A 19,490-nucleotide genomic window follows, 5' to 3' on the forward strand; every position below is an offset into this window, starting at 1 on the left:
GACACCGAGTTCGCCGTCGTCCGCGCCGGCCTGAACTACAAGTTCGGCTCCTACTAGGCCGAACCGCAAGGGTCCCCGCGCGATCGTGCCCGATCCCGCGTGAGCGCGTGAGGGAGAAGCCCGGCCGAAAGGCCGGGCTTTTTCATGCCTGCGCTCCCATCGGGGATGCGATCGGAGCAGGATGCGCTGAAACGCAAGACAGCCCGGCCTGGCGGCCGGGCTGCGGGTCGTCGGCTCCGTGCGCCGTGCTCAGATGTCGAGGTCGCTGCCCTCGGCGAAGGCCGCCCGCTCGGAGATGAAGGCGAAGCGGGCCTCGGGCTTGTTGCCCATCAGGCGGTCGACCGTGTCGCCCGTGGATTCCCGCGCCTCGTCGAGGACCGCGACGCGCAGCAGCGTGCGCTTCTTCGGGTCCATCGTGGTCTCCTTGAGCTGCGCCGGCATCATCTCGCCGAGGCCCTTGAAGCGGCCGATCTCAACCTTGCCGTTCTTGAAGACGGTCTTGATCAACTGATCCTTGTGGACGTCGTCGCGCGCATAGGCCGTCTTGGTGCCCTGCTGCAGGCGATAGAGCGGCGGGATCGCGAGGTAGAGGTGCCCCTTGTCGATCAGCTTGGGCATCTGCCGGTAGAAGAAGGTGATCAGGAGCGAGGCGATGTGGGCGCCGTCGACGTCCGCGTCGGTCATGATGATGACCTTGTCGTAGCGCAGGTCCTCACCCCGGTAATGGCCGCCGGTGCCGCAGCCGAGCGCCTGGGTCAGGTCGCCGATGAGCTGGTTGGCGCCGAGCTTGTCGCGGCTTGCCGAGGCCACGTTCAGGATCTTGCCGCGCAGCGGCAGGATCGCCTGGGTCGCCCGGTCGCGCGCCTGCTTGGCGGAGCCGCCGGCCGAGTCGCCCTCCACGATGAAGATCTCGGAGCCCGCCATGCCGGCGGTCGAGCAATCGGCGAGCTTGCCCGGCAGCCGCAGCTTGCGGGTCGCGGTCTTGCGGGCGACCTCCTTCTCCTGGCGGCGGCGCAGACGCTCCTCGGCCCGGTCGATCACCCAGTCGAGGAGCTTGTTGGCCTGGGCCGGCGAGGCGGCGAGCCAGTGGTCGAAGGCGTCGCGGATCGCCGTCTCGACGATGCGCGCGGCCTCGACCGTGGCGAGCTTGTCCTTGGTCTGGCCCTGGAACTCGGGCTCGCGGATGAAGACCGACAGCATCGAGGCGCAGGTCGCCATCACGTCGTCCGTGGTGACGGCGGTCATGCGCTTGGCCTGGTTCACCCGCTCGGCATGCTCGCGCAAGGCCCTCAGCAGCGCGACCCGCAAACCCGATTCGTGGGTGCCGCCCTCGGGCGTCGGGATCGTGTTGCAGTAGGATGAGGAGACGCCGTCGTCCTGGACCATCCAGGCGACGGCCCATTCGAGGGAGCCGTGACTGCCGGGCTTGGTGATCTTGCCCGAGAAGATCGCGTCGGTGACGAGCTCCTTGCCCTCGATGTCGCGGGCGAGATAGTCGCGCAGGCCCCCGGGGAAGCGGTGAACCGCCTCCGGCGGAACGTCCGGCAGGCTCTCGAGCAGGGCGGGGGCGCAGCGCCAGCGGATCTCGACGCCGCCGAACAGGTAGGCCTTGGAGCGGGCCATCTTGAACAGGCGGCGCGGATCGAACTTCAGCGATCCGAAGATCTCGGCATCGGGGTGGAACCGCACCCGGGTGCCGCGCCGGTTCTGCACGCGGCCGACCGTCTCCAGGCCGCCCTGCGCGTGGCCGCGGGAGAAGGTCTGGCGGTAGAGCGTCTGGTTGCGGGCGACCTCGACCTCGAGGAGGTCCGAGAGGGCGTTCACCACCGAGATGCCGACGCCGTGCAGGCCGCCCGAGGTCTCGTAGACCTTCGAGTCGAACTTCCCGCCCGCGTGCAGGGTGGTCATGATCACTTCGAGCGCCGACTTGCCGGGGAATTTCGGGTGCGGGTCGACCGGGATGCCGCGGCCGTTGTCGGTCACCACGAGGGTGCCGCTCTCCTCCAGCTCCACTTCGATGAAGCTCGCATGGCCCGCGACCGCCTCATCCATGGAATTGTCGATCACCTCGGAGAAGAGGTGGTGCAGCGCCCGCTCGTCGGTGCCGCCGATATACATGCCGGGCCGGCGCCGGACCGGCTCCAGCCCCTCCAGCACCTCGATGGCCGAGGCGTCGTAGCCGGCTTCCGCGCTCTCGGGGGCGGGCAGGGGCACGGAGGGCGTCGGGCTGAGCTTGCGCCGCCGCTCGCTCTCCCGTGCCGTGGGCAGGGGCGAGGCGGCCGCCGGCTTGGCGCCCGGGCCGAAGAGGTCGCGTGCCGGATCGCTCACGCGCGCGCCCCGTGCGGGTGGATTTCGTCTCGCAGCATTCGCCTTCATCCGCTCGTTGTACCGGAACAAACCGGAAACATTCAAGGGCTGCACCGACACGCGCGTGCGGTGGACCATCGCATGCGCGCAGCGACCGGGCCAGCCAAGCCGTGGGCTCGCGGCGCAGGCGGCGCGCAATCCTCGACGATCGTCATCAAAGTGATGCGACAAGGGTGGTTAAGATCGCCTCACGGTTGGGGATGCGCCTGGAACTCGGCGCGCCGTCATGCATTATGACGCCGAAGCTTTGCCGTAAGCGCCTCGTTCGCACGAGGCTGAGGGAGCCGAATGCCGATGAGCACTGCCGCAGCCCAAGCGCGCCATCTCACCCTCGCCCGCCTCGAGCGCGCCGCCGGCGAGGCCTTCGGCTGCCGGGACGACGCACCGCGCGTCGCGGACCGGGCGAGCTTCATGACCCCGACGACGATCGCGCTGGCAACCTTCGCGACCGCCGTGGCGGCGACGATCACCTACCTGGTCTGAGCGGACCCGGCACCGCAAAGCCCAACCCTGGGATCCGGCCCATCGTCTTCGAGGGTCAGCCCCGGAACGATCGTGCAGGTCAGCGGCCGGCATCCCCGATCGGGCGCGCCGGCCGAGCGATCGGGAATTTCTCAGCCCGCCGCCTTCTTCGCCGCCGCGCGCTTCGGCGCAGCCTTGGCGGCGACCGTCGTGCCCGGCTTGGCCGCCGCGCGCTTCTTCGGTGCCGCCGCGTCGCCCGCCTCGCCGGCCGGCGCCGGGGCCTTCGCTCCCCGGGCGGGTGCCTTTCGGCCGCGGGCCGAGGCCTTCCCCGACGCCTTGCCCCCGCCCGCCGCGCGCTTGGCGTTCACGAGGCCGATCGCCTCCACGAGGGTCAGGGCCTCCGCGCTCATCGTCTTCGGCAGGGTCGCGTTGACGTCGCCATCCGTGACGTAGGGACCGTACTTGCCGGCCTTCACCACGAGTTCGCGGCCCGAGGCCTCGTCCTTGCCGAGGGCGCGTCCCGGATCGGCGGCCGGGCGCCCGCGCCCGCCGCCCTGCTCCTTGGCGACGATGAGGTCGATCGCCCGGTTGCCGCCGATCTCGAGGACGTCGTCGTCCTTGCCGAGATTCGCGTAGGTCTTGCCGTGCTGCACGTAGGGACCGAAGCGGCCGAGATTGGCCAGGATCGCCTCGCCGGTCTCCGGATGGCGCGCGACCTCGCGGGGCAGGGCGAGGAGCCGCAAGGCCTTCTCGAGGTCCACCGCCGCGGGACCGAGTCCCTTGGGCAGCGAGGAGCGCTTCGGCTTCTCCCCACCCTTCTCGGTCGAGGCCTCGCCGAGCTGCACGAAGGGCCCGAAGCGCCCGTCGCGCAGGGTCACGGGCATGCCCGTCACCGGATCGTTGCCCAGAACCCGCGTGCCGGGCTGTCCGCCCTCCGCAGAGCCCCCCTCGCCGTCGCCGTCGATGCCCGTGGCGGCGAGCTGGCGGGTGTACTTGCATTCCGGGTAGTTCGAGCAGCCCACGAAGGCGCCGAACTTGCCGAGCTTCAGCGAGAGCGAGCCCGAGCTGCAATTCGGGCAGGCGCGCGGGTTCGAGCCGTCCGCCTTCTCGGGGAAGATGTGCGCGCCGAGAAGGTCGTTGAGGGCGTCGAGCACCTCGGCGACGCGCAATTCCTTGGTGCCCCCGACCGCGGCCGAGAAATCGCGCCAGAAATCGCGCAGGACCTCGCGCCAATCGATCTCGGCATTCGAGACCCGGTCGAGCTGGCCCTCGAGGCCGGCGGTGAAATCGTACTCGACGTAGCGCTTGAAGAAGCTCTCGAGGAAGCCCGTGACGAGGCGGCCCTTGTCCTCGGGCACGAGGCGCTTCTTGTCGATGCGCACGTATTCGCGGTCGCGCAGGGTCTGGAGGATCGCCGCGTAGGTCGAGGGGCGGCCGATGCCGAGCTCCTCCATGCGCTTCACCAGGCTCGCCTCGGAGTAGCGCGGCGGCGGCTCGGTGAAGTGCTGGGTCGCGGCGATGCGCTCGCGGCGCAGGGCGTCGCCCGCCCTCATGGGCGGCAGGCGCCTGCCCTCCTCGTCCTCCTCGTCGTCCTTGCCCTCCTGGTAGAGGGTGAGGAAGCCGTCGAACTTCACGACCTGGCCGGTCGCCCGCAGGTCGATCCGGCGCGGGCCCACCTGGGCCGAGACGTCGACCGTGGTGCGCTCAAGCTCGGCCGATTCCATCTGACTCGCGACGGTGCGGGTCCAGATCAGCTCGTAGAGCTTGGCCTGCTCGGGATCGAGGTAGCGGGCGATCTGCTTGGGCAGCCGGCTCATCTCGGTCGGGCGGACGGCCTCGTGGGCCTCCTGGGCGTTCTTGGCCTTGACGCTGTACTTGCGCGGCACCTCCGGCACGTAGCGGTCGCCGAACTCCTTGCCGACCACCTGGCGCGCGTCGGCGATCGCCTCGGGCGCCATGTCGACGCCGTCGGTCCGCATATAGGTGATGATGCCGACGGTCTCGCCGCCGATATCGACGCCCTCGTAGAGCTTCTGCGCCACCCGCATGGTCTGGGCCGGCGCCATCCCGAGCTTGCGGGAGGCTTCCTGCTGCAGGGTCGAGGTGGTGAAGGGCGGCTGGGGATGGCGCTTGGCGGGCTTCGCCTCGACCGACGCCACCTGGAAGGTCGCGAGTTCGAGGTCGCGCTTGAAGGCGGCCGCCTCCTCGCCATTGCCGACGTCGAGGCGCTGGATGCGCTTGCCGTCGGCGCCGACGAGCCGGGCCTCGAACACGCCGCCATCCTCGGTCGCCAGGGTCGCGACGAGGGACCAGTACTCGCGCGGCCTGAACGTCTCGATCTCGTACTCGCGCTCGCAGACGAGGCGGAGCGCCACCGACTGCACCCGGCCGGCCGAGCGGGCGCCCGGGAGCTTGCGCCACAGGACCGGCGAGAGGTTGAAGCCGACGAGGTAGTCGAGCGCCCGCCGGGCCAGGTAGGCGTCGACCAGGGCCTGGTCGATCTGCCGGGGCTGGCGCATGGCGGTCTCGACCGACGCCTTGGTGATGGCGTTGAAGGTCACGCGCTCGATCGGGATGCCCTTGAGGGCCTTCCGGGCGGCGAGCGCCTCGACGACGTGCCAGGAGATGGCCTCGCCCTCGCGATCCGGGTCGGTCGCGAGGATGAGCTTCTCGGCGCCCTTGACCGCCCTGGCGATCTCGGAGACGCGCTTCGAGCCACGATCCTCCAGCTCCCAGATCATGTGGAAGTCGGCGTCCGGATCGACGGAGCCGTCCTTGGCCGGGAGGTCGCGGATATGCCCGAAGGAGGCGATGACCTCGTAATCGCTGCCGAGATACTTGTTGATCGTCTTGGCTTTGGCCGGCGACTCGACGACGACGACTTTCATGAACGGTATAGCCTCTCGCCGGAGTCCACCGTAACCACGGTCATATGCAATTTTCGCGGATGCGGGCCGCCCCCCGGGAGGAGGGGCCTTGCGCCGGGAGAAGTGGTGGAAGGCTGGCGGGATGTCAAATCGTCGGCGCCGGGGACGCTCCCGAGGGCTGCGTCGCCGGAATGGATCGGGGCGCCGGAAGGGTCAGATTCCGGCGTACCACTCGTAGCCGCGATCCTCCCAGTAGCCGCCCTGTCCGTCGCCGATCCCCGCCAGCGAATCCACCACCGCGATGCGCATCACGTACTTCGCCTGCTTGTAGCCGAGCTGGCGCTCCAGCCGCAGCCGCAGGGGCGCGCCGTGCTCCACCGGCAGGGTCTTGCCGTTCATCGCGTAGGCGAGGATCGTCTGCGGGTGGTAGGCGTCCGTGAGGTCGATGCTCTCGTAGTAGCGGATGGGCGTCCCGCCGGCCTCGTCGTCGCCGGCTTCGGACGTGCCGCCCTCGAGGCCGCCGCCGGCCAGCTCCATCGTGTCGGCGCAGTGGAACACGATGTAGCGGGCCTCGGGCTTGAGGCCGGCGCGCTGCAGCAATTCGGCGAGGGGCACGCCCGTCCACTTGCCGATCGAGCTCCAGCCCTCGACGCAATCGTGACGCGTGATCTGGGTCCGGGCCGGCAGCGCCCGAAGCTGCTCAAGGCTGAAGCTCAGCGGGCGCTCGACGAGGCCGCCGAGCTCGAGGCGGAAGCTCCCGAAACCCTCGGCCACGAGCGCCTTGTAGTCCCTGTCCGTCGGGTCGATGGTGCCGTTCGGCTTGAAGTAGGCCGAGATCGCGGATTCCGGGAACTCGCGGGCCAGCGAGGCCGGGGTCAGCAGCAGGCGCTGGACGAAGAGGTTGGCATCCTCGCCGAGCTTGAGCGCGCGCCGCCCGAAGGCGGTGCCGGCGAGGCGGTCGCAGCCGCCGAGGGCGGCGGCGGCGACGAGGCCGGCCGCGGCCGTGAGGAAGCGGCGGCGATGGGGGACGATCGGCTTCACCGGGTCTCTCCCGTCCGCGCTCCGGCACCGGGCGGCGCGATGGCGAACCAGCCCGTGATCATGCCGCGCATGTTGTTCCAGACCCCCGAGACCAGGACCAGCACGACGTGCACGATCACGAACAGGACGAGGAGGTTCGCGACGATGAAGTGCACGCTGCGGGCCGATTGGCGTCCCCCGAACAGGTCGGTGAGGACGGGCAGGGCCGCATCCATCCCGGGCGACATCGCGAGGCCCGCGAGGACCATCACCGGGAGGAGCACCATCACGACGACGAGGTAGGTCAGCTTCTGCAGCACGTTGTAGCGCTTGGCCTCCTCGCCTTCCGGAAAGTGCAGGGTCAGGTGCTCGCGGATCGAGCCGCCGATGTCGCGGATCTGGTCGCGATCCGGGATCACGCGGCGGCGCAGCTGCCCACTGCCGAGGCCGTAGAGGAGGTAGACCAGGCCGTTGATCACGAAGGCCCAGGCGAACAGGAAGTGCCAGCGGCGCCCGGTGGCGAGATCCTGCCCGGCCGGGAGGGTGGACCAAGCCGGGAAGGCGCGCTCGGCCAGCGTCCCCTCGCTCGGCGAGAGGCCGAGCCAGCCCGTCGTGTCGAAGGTGCGCTCGCCGATCGTCACGATGCCGCGGGGCTCGCCCTTGGCGTCCTGGTCGCTGGTGATGGCGAGGGCCGGCGAATCGAAGGTCGAGGCGGCGCCCCAGTAGAGCGCCGGATGCGCGTTGAAGATCTGCAATCCGCTCATCAGCAGGATGGCGAGGCAGACCACGTTGATCCAGTGCGCGAGGCGGATCACCAGGGGGTGCCGGAACATCCAGCGCCGCCCGGTCCGGTCTACCAGGTCGCCGTCCGCCAGGTCGGGAGCCGATGCGTGAGCCAAGGATGTCGCCCGTTTCGTGAGGTCTGGAATCTGCCGTCAGGTCCAACCCGATTCGCCGGAAACGGGCCGCGGTTACGCCCTAACCTGTCGCGCGCGCCTCGGCCGGCCAGCCGCCGCCGTCTCACGAGTTTGTGGGATGCGGGCGTCGCGCAGCCTTGCGGCGGCCCCGCCCGCGACCTATAGCCCGGCCTCAGCATGAGCGCGCCGAACCCTCCGAGCTTCCCGCATCGCCATCTGCTCGGCATCGAGGGCCTGTCGCGCCCCGACATCGAGGCGTTGCTCGACCGTTCGGACGCCGCCGTCGACATTTCCCGGCAGGTCGAGAAGAAGCGCACCACCCTGCGCGGGCGCACCCAGATCAACCTGTTCTTCGAGCCCTCGACGCGGACGCAATCCTCCTTCGAGCTCGCGGGCAAGCGCCTCGGCGCCGACGTGATGAACATGTCGGTGGCCTCGTCCTCGGTGAAGAAGGGCGAGACCCTGATCGACACCGCCGCGACGCTCAACGCCATGCGGCCCGACATCATCGTGGTGCGCCACCACGCGGCGGGCGCGGTGCATCTCCTCGCCCGCAAGGTCGATTGCGCCGTGGTCAACGCGGGCGACGGCGCCCACGAGCATCCGACCCAGGCGCTCCTCGACGCGCTGACGATCCGCCGCAACAAGGGCCGGATCGAGGGCCTCCAGGTCGCGATCTGCGGCGACGTCCTGCACTCGCGCGTCGCCCGCTCGAACATCATCCTGCTGCAGGCGCTCGGCGCCCGCGTCCGGGTGATCGGCCCCTCGACGCTGCTGCCGACCGGGATCGAGCGCTTCGGCGTCGAGGTCTTCACCGACATGCGGGCGGGCCTCGCGGGCTGCGACATCGTCATGATGCTGCGCCTGCAGCGCGAGCGCATGAACGGCTCCTTCGTGCCGTCCGTGAAGGAGTATTTCCGCTATTTCGGCCTCGACCGGGACAAGCTCGCGCTCGCCAAACCCGACGCCCTGGTGATGCATCCGGGCCCGATGAACCGGGGCGTCGAGATCGCCTCCGACATCGCCGACGGGACGCAGTCGCTGATCCGCGAGCAGGTCGAGATGGGCGTCGCCGTGCGCATGGCGGTGCTGGAGGCCCTGGCGACGCACCTGCCCAACGCGTGAGAGCCATGTCCCTGCGCCCGCTCCTTCTCACCCATGCCCGCCTGATCGATCCGGCCACCGGTCGCGAGGGGGCGGGCCACGTCCTCGTGCGCGAGGGCCGCATCGCCGACATCGCCTGGGGCGCCCCCCCCGCCGCCCCGGAGGGGGCCGAGACGGTGGAGTGCGCCGGCCACGTCCTCACCGCCGGCCTCATCGACATGCGGGCCTTCGTGGGCGAGCCCGGCGCCGAGCACCGCGAGACCCTGGCGAGCGCGAGCGCCGCCGCCGCCGCGGGCGGGGTCACGACCCTGGTCTGCATGCCCGACACCAACCCGGTGATCGACGGGCCGGCGATCGTCGACTTCGTGCTCCGCCGCGCCCGCGACACGGCGAGCGTGCACGTGCTGCCCTCCGCCGCCATCACCAAGGGGCTCGCCGGCCGGGAGATGACCGAGTTCGGCCTCCTGGCCGAGGCCGGGGCGGTCGCCTTCACGGACGGGCTCAAGGCCGTCGCGAACGCCCAGGTGATGCGCCGGGCCCTGACCTATGCCCGGGATTTCGGCGCCCTCCTGATGCAGCACGTGGAGGAGCCGGACCTCGTCGGCGACGGGGTGATGAACGAGGGCGAGATGGCCTCGCGCCTCGGGCTCCTCGGCATCCCGCGGGAGGCCGAGACCGTGATGCTCGAGCGCGACCTGCGCCTCGTGCGGCTGACGGGGGCCCGCTACCACGCGGCGATGATCTCCTGCGCCGATTCGGTCGAGATCGTCCGGCGCGCCAAGCAGGACGGATTGCCGGTCACCTGCGGGGTCTCGGTCAACAACCTCGTCCTCAACGAGGGCGATATCGGGCATTACCGCACCTTCTGCCGACTCTCGCCGCCCCTGCGGCACGAGAGCGACCGGAGCGCCGTGGTCGCGGCGCTCAACGAGGGGCTGATCGACGTGGTGGTCTCCGACCACAACCCGCAGGACGTCGAGACGAAGCGGCTGCCCTTCGCGGAGGCCGCCGACGGGGCCCTCGGGATCGAGACGCTGCTCGGGGCGGCCCTGCGCCTGGTCCATACCGGCGACATCCCCCTGCCCAAGCTCCTGCGGGCGCTCTCGGCGCGGCCCGCCGAGATCCTGGGCCGCGCGGCCGGGCGCCTCGTCGCGGGAGCGCCGGCCGATCTCATCCTGATCGACCCGGACGTGCCCTACCGCCTCGACAAGCGCGCGTTGAAGTCGCGCTCCAAGAACTCGCCCTTCGACGAGGCTCGCCTGCAGGGCGCGGCGGTGCTGACGATCGTCGCCGGCCGCATCGTCCACCGGGCCTACGATTTCGTGAAGGCGGCGTGATGGAATCCACCGCCCTCGCGTGGCCGATCCTCGCCACCTGCCTCGTCGGCGGCTACCTCCTGGGCTCGATCCCGTTCGGGCTGATCTTCACGCGCTTCGCTGGCCTCGGCGACGTGCGGGCGATCGGCTCGGGCAATATCGGGGCGACCAATGTCCTGCGCACCGGCCGCAAGGGGCTCGCCGCCGCGACGCTCCTCGGGGACGCCCTGAAGGGCACGGTCGCGGTCCTGCTCGCCAGCCGCTTCGGCGAGGCGGCGGCGCTGCTCGCGGGGCTCGGGGCCTTCCTGGGGCACCTGTTCCCGGCCTGGCTCGGCTTCAAGGGCGGCAAGGGCGTGGCGACCTTCATCGGCGTGCTCCTGGCGCTGAGCCCGCTCGCGGTCCTCGGCTTCGCGGCCCTCTGGCTCGGGCTCGCGGCGGCGCTGCGCTACTCCTCCCTCGCCGCGCTGGTGGCTTCGGCGGCGACGCCCGCGATCCTCTGGGGGCTCGGCCAGCCGCGCACGGCGCTCCTGTTCCTCGTCCTCGCCGCCCTGCTCTGGTGGAAGCACGCCCCCAATATCCGCCGCCTGATGGAGGGCACGGAGGGGCGGATCGGCCAGAAGGGCTGAGCCCGGATCGCGCCCCCGCTCCGGCGAACGTGAAGAGGCCGGGGCTCGCCTCGGTGCTAAGAATCGATTCCGCTCGGCAAGATCGGCTCGTCGGCAGGAACGGCTCGATGGCCTTTCGGGGGAGGGGCCATGCAGCTCAGCGATGATCAGCGGATCGACTGGCTGAGGCTGATCCGCTGCGAGGGCGTCGGCCCGCGCACCTTCCGGGGCCTCGTCAACCGCTTCGGCGGGGCGGGCGCGGCGCTCGCGGCCCTGCCCGACCTCACCCGGGCCCGCGGCAAGCGCATCGTGCCCCCGAGCCGCGCCGAGGCCGAGGCCGAGATCGCCGCCGCCGCCAGGCTGATGGCCCGGTTCGTCGCCCTCGGCGAGGCGGATTATCCGCGGGCCCTGCAGGCCACCGACACCGCCCCGCCCCTCATCGTCATCCGCGGCGAGGCCGCGCTCCTGCGCCGGCCCGCCGTCGCGATCGTGGGCTCCCGCAACGCCTCGGCCGCCGGCCTCGCCTTCACGGAGCGTCTCGCCCGGGGCCTCGGCGAGGCGGGCCTCGTGATCGTGTCGGGGCTCGCCCGGGGCATCGATGCCCGGGCCCACAAGGCGGCGCTGGCGACCGGCACCCTGGCGGTCCTGGCGGGGGGCCAGGACCGGATCTATCCGGTCAATCACGGCGAGCTCGTCGCCGCCATCCTCGACCAGGGCGGCGCGGTCGTCGCCGAGATGCCGATGGGATGGGATCCGCGGGGGCGGGACTTCCCGCGCCGCAACCGGATCATCTCCGGCCTGTCGCTCGGCAGCATCGTGGTCGAGGCGGCGCGCCGCTCCGGCTCGCTCATCACCGCGCGCTTCGCCCTGGAGCAGGGGCGCGAGGTCTTCGCCGTGCCGGGCTCGCCCCTCGATCCGCGCGCGGAGGGCACCAACGATCTGATCCGGCAGGGCGCGACCCTGGTGGCCGACATCGACCACGTGCTCGCCGTGCTGGCCCCCCTGGTCGCGGGCGCGGATATCGCGGGCCCCGACCTCGCCCTCGACCGGCCCGATCTCGCCGACGCGCCGATCTTCTGGGACGAGACCGATTTCGACGGCAGCGCGCTGCCGGTGCCGATCCCGAGCCTCGACGACCCCGAATCCGAAGCCGCGGAGGCGGAAGCCTCCGGGTTCGCGGAACCGGAGGACGGGCGGGCCCGCCTGATCGCCGCCCTGAGCCCGACCCCGATCGGCACCGACGAGCTCTCGCGCAGCACCGGCCTCAGCGTGCGGGTGGTGCAGACGACGCTCCTCGAACTCGAGCTCGACGGGCGGATCGAACGCCATGGCAGCGGCGCGGTCTCGCTGATCGCGTGAGTTCCAGGCGCGAGGCAGGGTCCGGGGCGGGCGTCAGTACGCCGCGTCGTCCGTCTCCGGCTCGGTCAGTCCGCGCATCGCGTCGAGGCAGCCCTGCAGGATGTAGGCGGCCGCGAGCTTGTCCACGAGTTCGCCCCGCCGGGCCCGCGAGGCGTCCGCCTCGATCAGCGCCCGCGTCACCACCGCGGTGGAGAGGCGCTCGTCCCAGTAGAGCACCGGCAGGTCGAGCAGGGGCTTCATGTTGCGCACGAAGGAGTGGGTCGACTGCACCCGCGGCCCGGCGCTGCCGTCCATGTTGAGGGGCAGGCCGATGACGAGGCCGCCGACCCGGTGCTGCTCGCACAGGCTGCGCAGGCGCGCGACGTCCGGGGTGAACTTCACCCGGCGGATCGTCTCCAGCGGCGAGGCGATCTGGCGGCCGACATCCGAGAGGGCGAGACCGATCGTCCGGGTGCCGAGATCGACCCCGATCAGGCGCGGGCCGCCCCGCGAGGCCTCCACGAAGGCGCCGATCTCCTCGGCGTTCACGGGCGGGGCCGCCCGGCGCGCGCTGTCCTCGAAACCATCTGTTGCTCCTCGCGCCGCCGAGCCCGGTGTCTAGTCCGGCAACCCCGCCCGCGCCAGGGTCGCGGCGTCGATCCCCTCGAAGCGGGAGGGCAGGGGGAGGGCGGTCGGGCCCAGGACGGTGTGGATCCGCGGCCCCTGCGTCGCCTGCACGAATTCCAGCAGGGTCTCGCCGCCGAAGCGGATGCTCTCGAGATCGGCCCCCATCACCCAGATGTCGTACTCGCCGGTCCCCTGCACGTCCCAGAACAGGAAGGCGCCGTCATCGCCCTCGCCGAAGAAGCAGGCCCGCTCCAGGATGGCCTCGTCGCCGCCCTCGATGTCGAAGCGGACGGGCTGATCGGCGAGGTCGGGGTTCGCGGCGAGCGCCCGGATCGCCGCGCTGACGCTCAGCGCGATGAGGTTGGCGCGGGTCACGAGGTCGGCGGCCTCGTAGGGCAGGGGCGTGGCGATGCGGAAGTGATCGTTGGTGCGCCCTGCCCCGCAGGCCCCGCAGAAGCTCCGGTAGGAATCCGGCAGCCGGAAGCCGAGCTCGGCCTCCGCGCGCGCGATCTCGGCCTCGCTCGACGCGAAGCCCGGGCGGAACTCGGCGAACACCCCATCCCACATTCCCGCAACTCCCCGGCCCGCGACTCGGGCCTCGACCTCTGACACGACGCTTCGGACCGGGCGCAGCGACCGGCCGTTAACCCTAACGGAAGGTTAAGATGGCCGAGGCCGGAGCGTTTCAGCCATAGTCGCATTTAACGCTTCATTAACCCTGTCCCGGCCGCTCAGCCCATGCCCAGCTCGACCTCGCGGACCATCCCGCATCTGCGCCTCGTCGTCGGACGCACGGCCCCGGACGGCGCGGTGCGCCGGTCCGTGCCGGCCACGGCCTTCGTGGGCGTCGCCGCCCCGGCGAAGGCCGCATCGGAGCGCCCGCCGATGCCGCGCCGGCACAAGCTGATGCTGCTCCTCGCCGTCGAGATCCTGGTCTTCGGCTTCGCCCAGGCCGAGCAGCGCTACAGCCGGCCCGGGATCACGATCGAGATGTCGATCACCCCGAACCACGTCGTCACCTGACGCGTTGCGGCGGCGGGAAGGCCGATGCTATAGCGCGCCGAGCCGCCGCCGGCCCTTCGGGTCCGCGGGCGGGCGACCCCTTATGGCGACGCGCGGGACGAACGAGACAGCATGTCGGTCGACGCACAGACAGTCCGGCGCATCGCGCACCTCGCCCGCATCGCGGTGAGCGAGGCGGACGTGGCGCCCCTCCAGGGCGAGCTCAACGCGATCCTGGCCTTCGTCGAGCAACTCGGCACGGTCGACGTGGCGAATGTCGAGCCGATGACCTCCGTCACCCCGATGGCGATGAAGAAGCGCCGCGACGTGGTCACCGATGGCGGCCGCGCCGAGGAGGTGGTGGCCAACGCGCCCGAGACCGAGGACCATTTCTTCCTCGTGCCCAAGGTGGTCGAGTAGCATTGGTCGAGTAGCATCCCCGGGCAGCCTTCCTTCGGGCCGCGCCCGCGGGCCAGACTCTTGCGACGCGCCCGTTCCCCCGGGGACGGGCAGGCCCGCCGCGCAGCGGCAGGGCGGCTGAGGACGAACCGCGTGACCGAACTCAACGAACTCACCCTCGCCGAGGCGCGCGACGGCCTGAAGGCCAGGACCTTCTCGGCCCGCGAGCTGACGCAGGCGCATATCGCGGCCGTCGAGAAGGCCCGGGCCCTGAACGCCTACCTTCTCGAGACGCCGGACCGCGCCCTGACGATGGCCGAGGTCTCGGACGCCAAGATCGCGCGCGGCGAGGCACGCCCGCTGGAAGGCCTGCCGCTCGGGATCAAGGACCTGTTCTGCACCCACGGCGTCGTCACCACGGCGGGCTCCAGGATCCTCGAGGGCTTCGAGCCGCACTACGAATCGGCCGTCACCCACAATCTCTGGCGCGACGGCGCCGTGATGCTCGGCAAGCTCAACCTCGACGAGTTCGCCATGGGCTCCTCGAACGAGACCAGCGCCTACGGCGACGTGATCTCGCCCTGGCGCCGCCAGGAGAACGGGACGCTCTCGGAGACGCCGATCGTGCCCGGCGGCTCCTCCGGCGGCTCGGCCGCCGCGGTGGCGGCGCATCTCTGCCTCGGGGCGACCGCCACCGATACCGGCGGCTCGATCCGCCAGCCCGCGGCCTTCACCGGCACGGTCGGCATCAAGCCGACCTACGGGCGCTGCTCGCGCTGGGGCACGGTGGCCTTCGCCTCCTCCCTCGACCAGGCCGGCCCGATCGCCCGCACCGTGCGCGACTGCGCGATCCTGCTTGGCTCGATGGCGGGGCCGGATGCGCGCGACACCACCTGCGCCGACCTGCCGGTCCCGGATTTCGAGGCGGCGGTTTCGCGCGGGGTGAAGGGCCTGACCATCGGCATCCCGAAGGAGTATCGGGTCGAGGGCATGCTGGCAGAGATCCAGAAGCTCTGGGACGAGGGCGCGAAGTGGCTCGCGGCCGCCGGGGCCCGCATCGTCGAGATCTCGCTGCCGCACACGCGATACGCGCTGCCGGCCTACTACATCGTGGCACCGGCCGAGGCCTCCTCGAACCTCGCCCGCTACGACGGCGTGCGCTACGGCCTGCGGGTACCCGGGCGCGACATCGCGGGCATGTACGAGAACACGCGCGCCGCGGGCTTCGGCCGCGAGGTAAAGCGCCGCATCATGATCGGCACCTACGTGCTGTCGGCGGGCTATTACGACGCCTATTACGTCCGCGCCCAGAAGATCCGCACCCTGATCAAGCGCGACTTCGAGCAGGCCTACGCGGCGGGCGTCGACGCGATCCTGACGCCCGCGACCCCGTCGGCGGCCTTCGGCATCGGCGAGAAGGCGAGCGCCGACCCGGTCGAGATGTACCTCAACGACGTCTTCACCGTGACGGTGAACATGGCGGGCCTTCCCGGCATCGCGGTGCCGGCCGGGCTCGACGCGCAGGGTCTGCCGCTCGGTCTCCAGCTCATCGGCCGGCCCTTCGACGAGGAGACCCTGTTCGCCACCGCGCAGGTGATCGAGGAGGCGGCCGGGCGCACGGCGCTGCCCCGGGCCTGGTGGGCGTGAGCGTCCCCTATTATCCCTGGACTGTCTGGATCTGGGCCGCCTTCGACCCGATCCTGATCCTGGTCTCGGTCTATCTCGGCTGGACCGCGAGCCAGTTCGGCAAGGTGGTGATCGCGGCGATCATCGGGTTCGCGGTCGCGGTCCTGGCCTCCTGGGCCCTGAGCAGCCTCGGACTGCCCTGGCCGGCCCCGATCGGGCACGACCTGCCGACCTTCTTCCCCGTGCGTGCGGTGGGCGCCCTGCTCTGGGCCGTCCTCGGCTTCACGGCCCGGCGGCTGGTGAGGCCGCACGCTTGACCGGCGGAGCCGGTGCCCCGTAACTGGCGGCTCGAGGGCGAGGCTCGAGCGCTCCCACCCGCGACCGCTGCCGAGAGGCTGCGGCGATCGACGATCGCCGGCGGCGCCCGGGGGTGACGCGAAGCGGCGGGATCGATCCGAGACGCCATTCCAGATTCAAGCCCGGACGACCATGAACGCACCCGTGAACCCGAAGAAGCTGATCAAGGGCGGCCTGCACGACTGGGAGGTCGTGATCGGCATGGAGATCCACGCCCAGGTCACGAGCCGCTCCAAGCTGTTCTCGGGTGCCTCGACGGCCTTCGGGGCCGAGCCGAACGACAACGTCTCCCTGGTCGACGCGGCGATGCCCGGCATGCTGCCCGTGATCAACGAGGAATGCGTCGCGCAGGCGGTCCGGACGGGTCTCGGCCTCAAGGCCAAGATCAACCTGCGCTCGGTGTTCGACCGGAAGAACTACTTCTATCCGGATCTGCCCCAGGGCTACCAGATCAGCCAGTACAAGGACCCGATCGTCGGCGAGGGCGAGGTTCTGGTCGACCTGTCCGACGGCGAATCGATCACGGTCGGCATCGAGCGCCTCCACCTGGAGCAGGATGCTGGCAAGTCGCTCCACGACCAGAACCCGACCCAGAGCTTCGTCGACCTGAACCGCTCGGGCGTCGCCCTGATGGAGATCGTGTCGCGGCCGGACCTGCGCTCGTCGGAGGAGGCGCGCGCCTACGTGACCAAGCTGCGCACGATCCTGCGCTACCTCGGCACCTGCGACGGCGACATGGAGAAGGGGTCGCTGCGCGCCGACGTCAACGTCTCGGTGCGCAAGCCCGGCAACCCGCTCGGCACCCGCTGCGAGATCAAGAACGTCAACTCGATCCGCTTCATCGGCCAGGCGATCGAGACCGAGGCGCGCCGCCAGATCGCGATCATCGAGGATGGCGGCACCATCGACCAGGAGACGCGCCTGTTCGACCCGGGCAAGGGCGAGACCCGCTCGATGCGCTCGAAGGAGGAGGCACACGACTACCGCTACTTCCCGGACCCGGACCTGCTGCCCCTCGAGTTCGACCAGGCCTATGTCGACGGCCTCGCCGAGGGCCTGCCGGAATTGCCCGACGCCAAGAAGGCGCGCTTCGTCTCCGAGTTCGGCCTCTCGGCCTACGACGCCGGCGTGCTGGTGGCCGAGCGGGCATCCGCCGATTACTACGAGGCGGTGGCCCGCGGGCGCGACGGCAAGGCCGCGGCGAACTGGGTGATCAACGAGCTCTTCGGCCGCCTCAACAAGGAGGGCAAGGGCATCGAGGAGACGCCCGTCTCCGCCGACCAGCTCGGGCAGATCGTCGACCTGATCGGCGAGGGCGTCATCTCGGGCAAGATCGCCAAGGATTTGTTCGAGATCGTCTGGACCGAGGGCGGCAGCCCGCGCGAGGTCGTCGCGGCGCGCGGGATGAAGCAGGTCACCGATGCCGGGGCGATCGAGGCGGCGGTGGACGAGATCATCGCCAGGAACCCCGACAAGGTCGTGCAGGCGCGCGAGAAGCCGACCCTGCTCGGCTGGTTCGTCGGCCAGACCATGAAGGCCACCGGCGGCAAGGCCAACCCGGCCGCCGTGAACGCGCTGCTCAAGGCGAAGCTCGGGATCGAGTAGGGTCCCGCGCAAACCAAGAGCCCCGGCTCGCTCACGCGAGGGGGCAGCCGCATCCCATCCTGTCGTGCATTCCCGGCGGATGCCCTCCGCTCCGCCGCGATCCGCGGCGGAAGCGGCTTAAGGTGGGGCCTATCGCGTGTTCGAAGTCGTGCCGTGCTGGCCGCTTCTGCGCCCCTGGAGCCGCCTCCGTCCGGTTGTTCGCGTGTTTCCCGCTGGGTCTCAGGCCGAACCGGTCCCTAGGCCCTGATCGCGGCATTCTGCTGAGGTGGAGTCATGCCTGTCTCCTGCAGCTTGCACAGGCCCGGCAACGCGCGGACGCACCGTCTCCGAACCCAGGCACTTCGTGAAAACCAGTTTCTCCGAAGCACACGTGTAGCCTGCGAGCGTATTCGTACGACGTCAAGACTGAAAATGCAGCGAAGCTGAGATTGATTGCTGCTGGCCGTTGCTTTTCGCGGCGCACCCACGCCGCATCAACGACTTGTACGGAATTTGCTGCGACGCCAAAGTTTTCCGCCTCGATGCTCGTCGTGCTGGCGCATCTGCACCGGGTCGAGCCGGATCGGTGCCGTCGGCTCACTCGGTCGCGGGCGGCGCGGAAGCGCCGGTGAAGCGTCGGCGCATCGCCACCAGCCAGTTCTGCCGGTGCGCGCCGCGCTCGCCCACCGAGACCGTACAGGTCATGCCGGCCACCAGGGTGAGGCCCTCCGGCACCTCGTCGATGCGGATGCGCACGGGCACGCGCTGGGCCAGCCGCACCCAGGTATAGACCGGATCGACGGAGGGCAGCCCCTGCGTGCTCGGTGTGGCGTTCGCGGTGCTGATGCCGAGGGTGATGCTCTCGACCGTGCCGCGGATCAGCGGATCGAACCCGATCAGCGCCACCTCGGCCGTGTCGCCCACGCGGATGTGGGACATCTTGGTCTCCTCGAAATAGCCGTCGATCCAGAACGAATCCGTGTCGATCACCGCGACGTTGACGGTGCCCCTGGTCGCGTAGTCGCCGTTGCGCAGAAGGAGGTTGGTGACGCGGCCGTTGACCGGGGAGCGGATCTCGGTGCGCTCAAGGTTGATCTTGGCCTGGGCGAGCTGCGCCTTGGCGCTCTCCAGCGCCGCCTCCGCGATCTTGGCGGTGCCGACGAATTGCTGCTTCTCCTCGACGGAGGTCGACAGCGTGGTCAGCGCCTCGCGCCGGGCGGCCTGGGTCCGCTTCACGTCGAGGTCGGCCTCGCGATTCTTCAGCTCGGCCTCGGCGGAGGCGATCGCGACCTCGAAGTCGAACGGGTCGATCTTGTAGAGGATATCGCCCTTTCGCACCGCCTGGTTGTCGCTGACGCGCAGCGCCACGATCTGGCCCGAGACCTGGGGGGCGACGCCCGCCACCTGCACGCGCACCCGCCCATCGCGGGTCCAGGGCGCCGTCACGTAGTAGCTCCAGACGAAGGTCGCGGCGACGACCGCGCAGGCCAGGATCACGGCGGTGGCGAGGAGCCGGAGGATGCGCTCCGCCCGCACGCGCCGCCGCGCCCGCAGCATCGGCGCGTCCGCCGGGTCCGGGCTCGGCACCGATTCGGGCTTCGTGGGCGCGGCCCGGTCCGAGGGCGGTGCGGCGGCCTCCGCCGGCGCGTCCGCCCGTCCGGAATCCTGGCCCCCTGGGCGGCTCTCGCGATCGGCGTCGGACATCAGAGGAAGGCCACCAGGAGGGCGAGGACGCAGATATAGAGGCCCGCCTCGGCGAGCGGCGGGTTCGCGACGTAGCGGCCGAAGCGGATCCGGGCGAAGCCGATGCGCAGCACGATCATGATCAGGAAGGCCGACCCCGCGTAGGCCACGAAGGGCGAGACCAGGATTCCACCGATATCGAGTTCGTAGCGCATC

The 19,490-nt window shown here is 70.8% G+C and carries 18 protein-coding genes; 10 read left to right on the forward strand and 8 right to left on the reverse strand.

The features are described from left to right. Positions 1–249: 249 nt before the first annotated feature. A complete protein-coding gene (parE, locus tag F6X51_RS17470) occupies positions 250–2,328 on the reverse strand; it encodes a DNA topoisomerase IV subunit B (protein WP_150964959.1) in 2,079 nt (692 codons plus the stop codon). A 333-nt stretch (positions 2,329–2,661) separates the two neighbouring features. On the opposite strand from parE, the gene F6X51_RS17475 reads away from it, so the two are divergent. Further along, positions 2,662–2,850 (forward strand): hypothetical protein, encoded by a 189-nt coding sequence (locus F6X51_RS17475; protein ID WP_150964960.1) that lies wholly within the window; start codon positions 2,662–2,664, stop codon positions 2,848–2,850. A 131-nt stretch (positions 2,851–2,981) separates the two neighbouring features. Here F6X51_RS17475 and topA read toward each other — a convergent pair whose 3' ends face one another. The 3 genes from topA to F6X51_RS17490 all read right to left on the reverse strand — a co-directional run bounded on the left by topA (position 2,982) and on the right by F6X51_RS17490 (position 7,549). Continuing rightward, positions 2,982–5,717, reverse strand: coding sequence for a type I DNA topoisomerase (topA, locus tag F6X51_RS17480; RefSeq protein ID WP_150964961.1), 2,736 nt, complete (start codon positions 5,715–5,717; stop codon positions 2,982–2,984). Between the two features lie 192 nt (positions 5,718–5,909). Then, a complete protein-coding gene (locus F6X51_RS17485) occupies positions 5,910–6,728 on the reverse strand; it encodes a molybdopterin-binding protein (protein ID WP_150965055.1) in 819 nt (272 codons plus the stop codon). A gap of 5 nt (positions 6,729–6,733) precedes the next feature. Then, positions 6,734–7,549 (reverse strand): cytochrome b/b6 domain-containing protein, encoded by an 816-nt coding sequence (locus F6X51_RS17490; RefSeq protein WP_150965056.1) that lies wholly within the window; start codon positions 7,547–7,549, stop codon positions 6,734–6,736. 261 nt (positions 7,550–7,810) lie between these two features. On the opposite strand from F6X51_RS17490, the gene F6X51_RS17495 reads away from it, so the two are divergent. The 4 genes from F6X51_RS17495 (at position 7,811) to dprA (ending at position 12,017) form a co-directional block, all read left to right on the forward strand. Then, positions 7,811–8,758 carry an aspartate carbamoyltransferase catalytic subunit gene (locus F6X51_RS17495; protein ID WP_150964962.1) on the forward strand — a complete coding sequence of 316 codons (948 nt, stop codon included), beginning with the start codon at positions 7,811–7,813 and terminating at the stop codon, positions 8,756–8,758. A gap of 5 nt (positions 8,759–8,763) precedes the next feature. After that, the gene (locus tag F6X51_RS17500; RefSeq protein WP_407658597.1) at positions 8,764–10,074 is read left to right on the forward strand and encodes a dihydroorotase; all 1,311 of its coding nucleotides are present in this window, start codon (positions 8,764–8,766) and stop codon (positions 10,072–10,074) included. Further along, entirely contained in the window at positions 10,074–10,679 is a 606-nt protein-coding gene (gene plsY, locus F6X51_RS17505) for a glycerol-3-phosphate 1-O-acyltransferase PlsY (RefSeq protein ID WP_150964963.1), read from the forward strand. The genes F6X51_RS17500 and plsY overlap by 1 nt, the downstream gene beginning before the upstream one ends. Positions 10,680–10,808: 129 nt before the next feature. Further along, a complete protein-coding gene (gene dprA / locus F6X51_RS17510; protein WP_150964964.1) occupies positions 10,809–12,017 on the forward strand; it encodes a DNA-processing protein DprA in 1,209 nt (402 codons plus the stop codon). A gap of 33 nt (positions 12,018–12,050) precedes the next feature. On the opposite strand, the gene ruvX is transcribed toward dprA, so the two are convergent. Together ruvX and F6X51_RS17520 are read right to left on the reverse strand one after the other, a co-directional pair. Continuing rightward, positions 12,051–12,545 carry a Holliday junction resolvase RuvX gene (ruvX, locus tag F6X51_RS17515; RefSeq protein WP_150964965.1) on the reverse strand — a complete coding sequence of 165 codons (495 nt, stop codon included), beginning with the start codon at positions 12,543–12,545 and terminating at the stop codon, positions 12,051–12,053. 69 nt (positions 12,546–12,614) lie between these two features. Next, positions 12,615–13,190: an SMI1/KNR4 family protein gene (locus F6X51_RS17520; protein ID WP_150964966.1), complete on the reverse strand. Its 576-nt coding sequence runs from the start codon at positions 13,188–13,190 to the stop codon at positions 12,615–12,617. A 171-nt stretch (positions 13,191–13,361) separates the two neighbouring features. Between F6X51_RS17520 and F6X51_RS17525 the strand changes: the two genes are divergently transcribed. From F6X51_RS17525 to gatB, 5 genes are all read left to right on the forward strand, one after another. Further along, the gene (locus F6X51_RS17525) at positions 13,362–13,646 is read left to right on the forward strand and encodes a hypothetical protein (RefSeq protein WP_150964967.1); all 285 of its coding nucleotides are present in this window, start codon (positions 13,362–13,364) and stop codon (positions 13,644–13,646) included. Positions 13,647–13,757: 111 nt separating this feature from the next. Further along, complete coding sequence (gene gatC, locus F6X51_RS17530; RefSeq protein WP_150964968.1) at positions 13,758–14,045, forward strand: Asp-tRNA(Asn)/Glu-tRNA(Gln) amidotransferase subunit GatC; 288 nt, start codon at positions 13,758–13,760, stop codon at positions 14,043–14,045. A gap of 132 nt (positions 14,046–14,177) precedes the next feature. Then, positions 14,178–15,671 carry an Asp-tRNA(Asn)/Glu-tRNA(Gln) amidotransferase subunit GatA gene (gatA, locus tag F6X51_RS17535; RefSeq protein ID WP_150964969.1) on the forward strand — a complete coding sequence of 498 codons (1,494 nt, stop codon included), beginning with the start codon at positions 14,178–14,180 and terminating at the stop codon, positions 15,669–15,671. Then, complete coding sequence (locus F6X51_RS17540; protein WP_150964970.1) at positions 15,668–15,967, forward strand: hypothetical protein; 300 nt, start codon at positions 15,668–15,670, stop codon at positions 15,965–15,967. Before gatA ends, F6X51_RS17540 begins: the two co-directional genes overlap by 4 nt. A 172-nt stretch (positions 15,968–16,139) precedes the next feature. After that, the gene (gatB, locus tag F6X51_RS17545) at positions 16,140–17,612 is read left to right on the forward strand and encodes an Asp-tRNA(Asn)/Glu-tRNA(Gln) amidotransferase subunit GatB (RefSeq protein WP_150964971.1); all 1,473 of its coding nucleotides are present in this window, start codon (positions 16,140–16,142) and stop codon (positions 17,610–17,612) included. Positions 17,613–18,188: 576 nt separating this feature from the next. Here gatB and F6X51_RS17550 read toward each other — a convergent pair. Together F6X51_RS17550 and F6X51_RS17555 are read right to left on the reverse strand one after the other, a co-directional pair. Beyond that, positions 18,189–19,295, reverse strand: coding sequence for an efflux RND transporter periplasmic adaptor subunit (locus F6X51_RS17550; RefSeq protein WP_407658599.1), 1,107 nt, complete (start codon positions 19,293–19,295; stop codon positions 18,189–18,191). After that, positions 19,295–19,489 (reverse strand): DUF1656 domain-containing protein, encoded by a 195-nt coding sequence (locus tag F6X51_RS17555; RefSeq protein ID WP_150964972.1) that lies wholly within the window; start codon positions 19,487–19,489, stop codon positions 19,295–19,297. Before F6X51_RS17555 ends, F6X51_RS17550 begins: the two co-directional genes overlap by 1 nt. Between the last annotated feature and the right edge of the window lies 1 nt (position 19,490).

Source organism: Methylobacterium planeticum (genome assembly GCF_008806345.1).
GTDB lineage: Bacteria > Pseudomonadota > Alphaproteobacteria > Rhizobiales > Beijerinckiaceae > Methylobacterium > Methylobacterium planeticum.

Coding starts and splice junctions, on each gene's coding strand:
- F6X51_RS17475 (WP_150964960.1), top strand. CDS start 2,662: ATGAGCACTGCCGCAGCCCAAGCGCGCCATCTCACCCTCGCCCGCCTC.
- topA (WP_150964961.1), bottom strand. CDS start 5,717: ATGAAAGTCGTCGTCGTCGAGTCGCCGGCCAAAGCCAAGACGATCAAC.
- F6X51_RS17490 (WP_150965056.1), bottom strand. CDS start 7,549: ATGTTCCGGCACCCCCTGGTGATCCGCCTCGCGCACTGGATCAACGTG.
- F6X51_RS17495 (WP_150964962.1), top strand. CDS start 7,811: ATGAGCGCGCCGAACCCTCCGAGCTTCCCGCATCGCCATCTGCTCGGC.
- F6X51_RS17500 (WP_407658597.1), top strand. CDS start 8,764: ATGTCCCTGCGCCCGCTCCTTCTCACCCATGCCCGCCTGATCGATCCG.
- plsY (WP_150964963.1), top strand. CDS start 10,074: ATGGAATCCACCGCCCTCGCGTGGCCGATCCTCGCCACCTGCCTCGTC.
- dprA (WP_150964964.1), top strand. CDS start 10,809: ATGCAGCTCAGCGATGATCAGCGGATCGACTGGCTGAGGCTGATCCGC.
- F6X51_RS17520 (WP_150964966.1), bottom strand. CDS start 13,190: ATGTGGGATGGGGTGTTCGCCGAGTTCCGCCCGGGCTTCGCGTCGAGC.
- F6X51_RS17525 (WP_150964967.1), top strand. CDS start 13,362: ATGCCCAGCTCGACCTCGCGGACCATCCCGCATCTGCGCCTCGTCGTC.
- gatC (WP_150964968.1), top strand. CDS start 13,758: ATGTCGGTCGACGCACAGACAGTCCGGCGCATCGCGCACCTCGCCCGC.
- gatB (WP_150964971.1), top strand. CDS start 16,140: ATGAACGCACCCGTGAACCCGAAGAAGCTGATCAAGGGCGGCCTGCAC.
- F6X51_RS17550 (WP_407658599.1), bottom strand. CDS start 19,295: ATGTCCGACGCCGATCGCGAGAGCCGCCCAGGGGGCCAGGATTCCGGA.
- F6X51_RS17555 (WP_150964972.1), bottom strand. CDS start 19,489: ATGCGCTACGAACTCGATATCGGTGGAATCCTGGTCTCGCCCTTCGTG.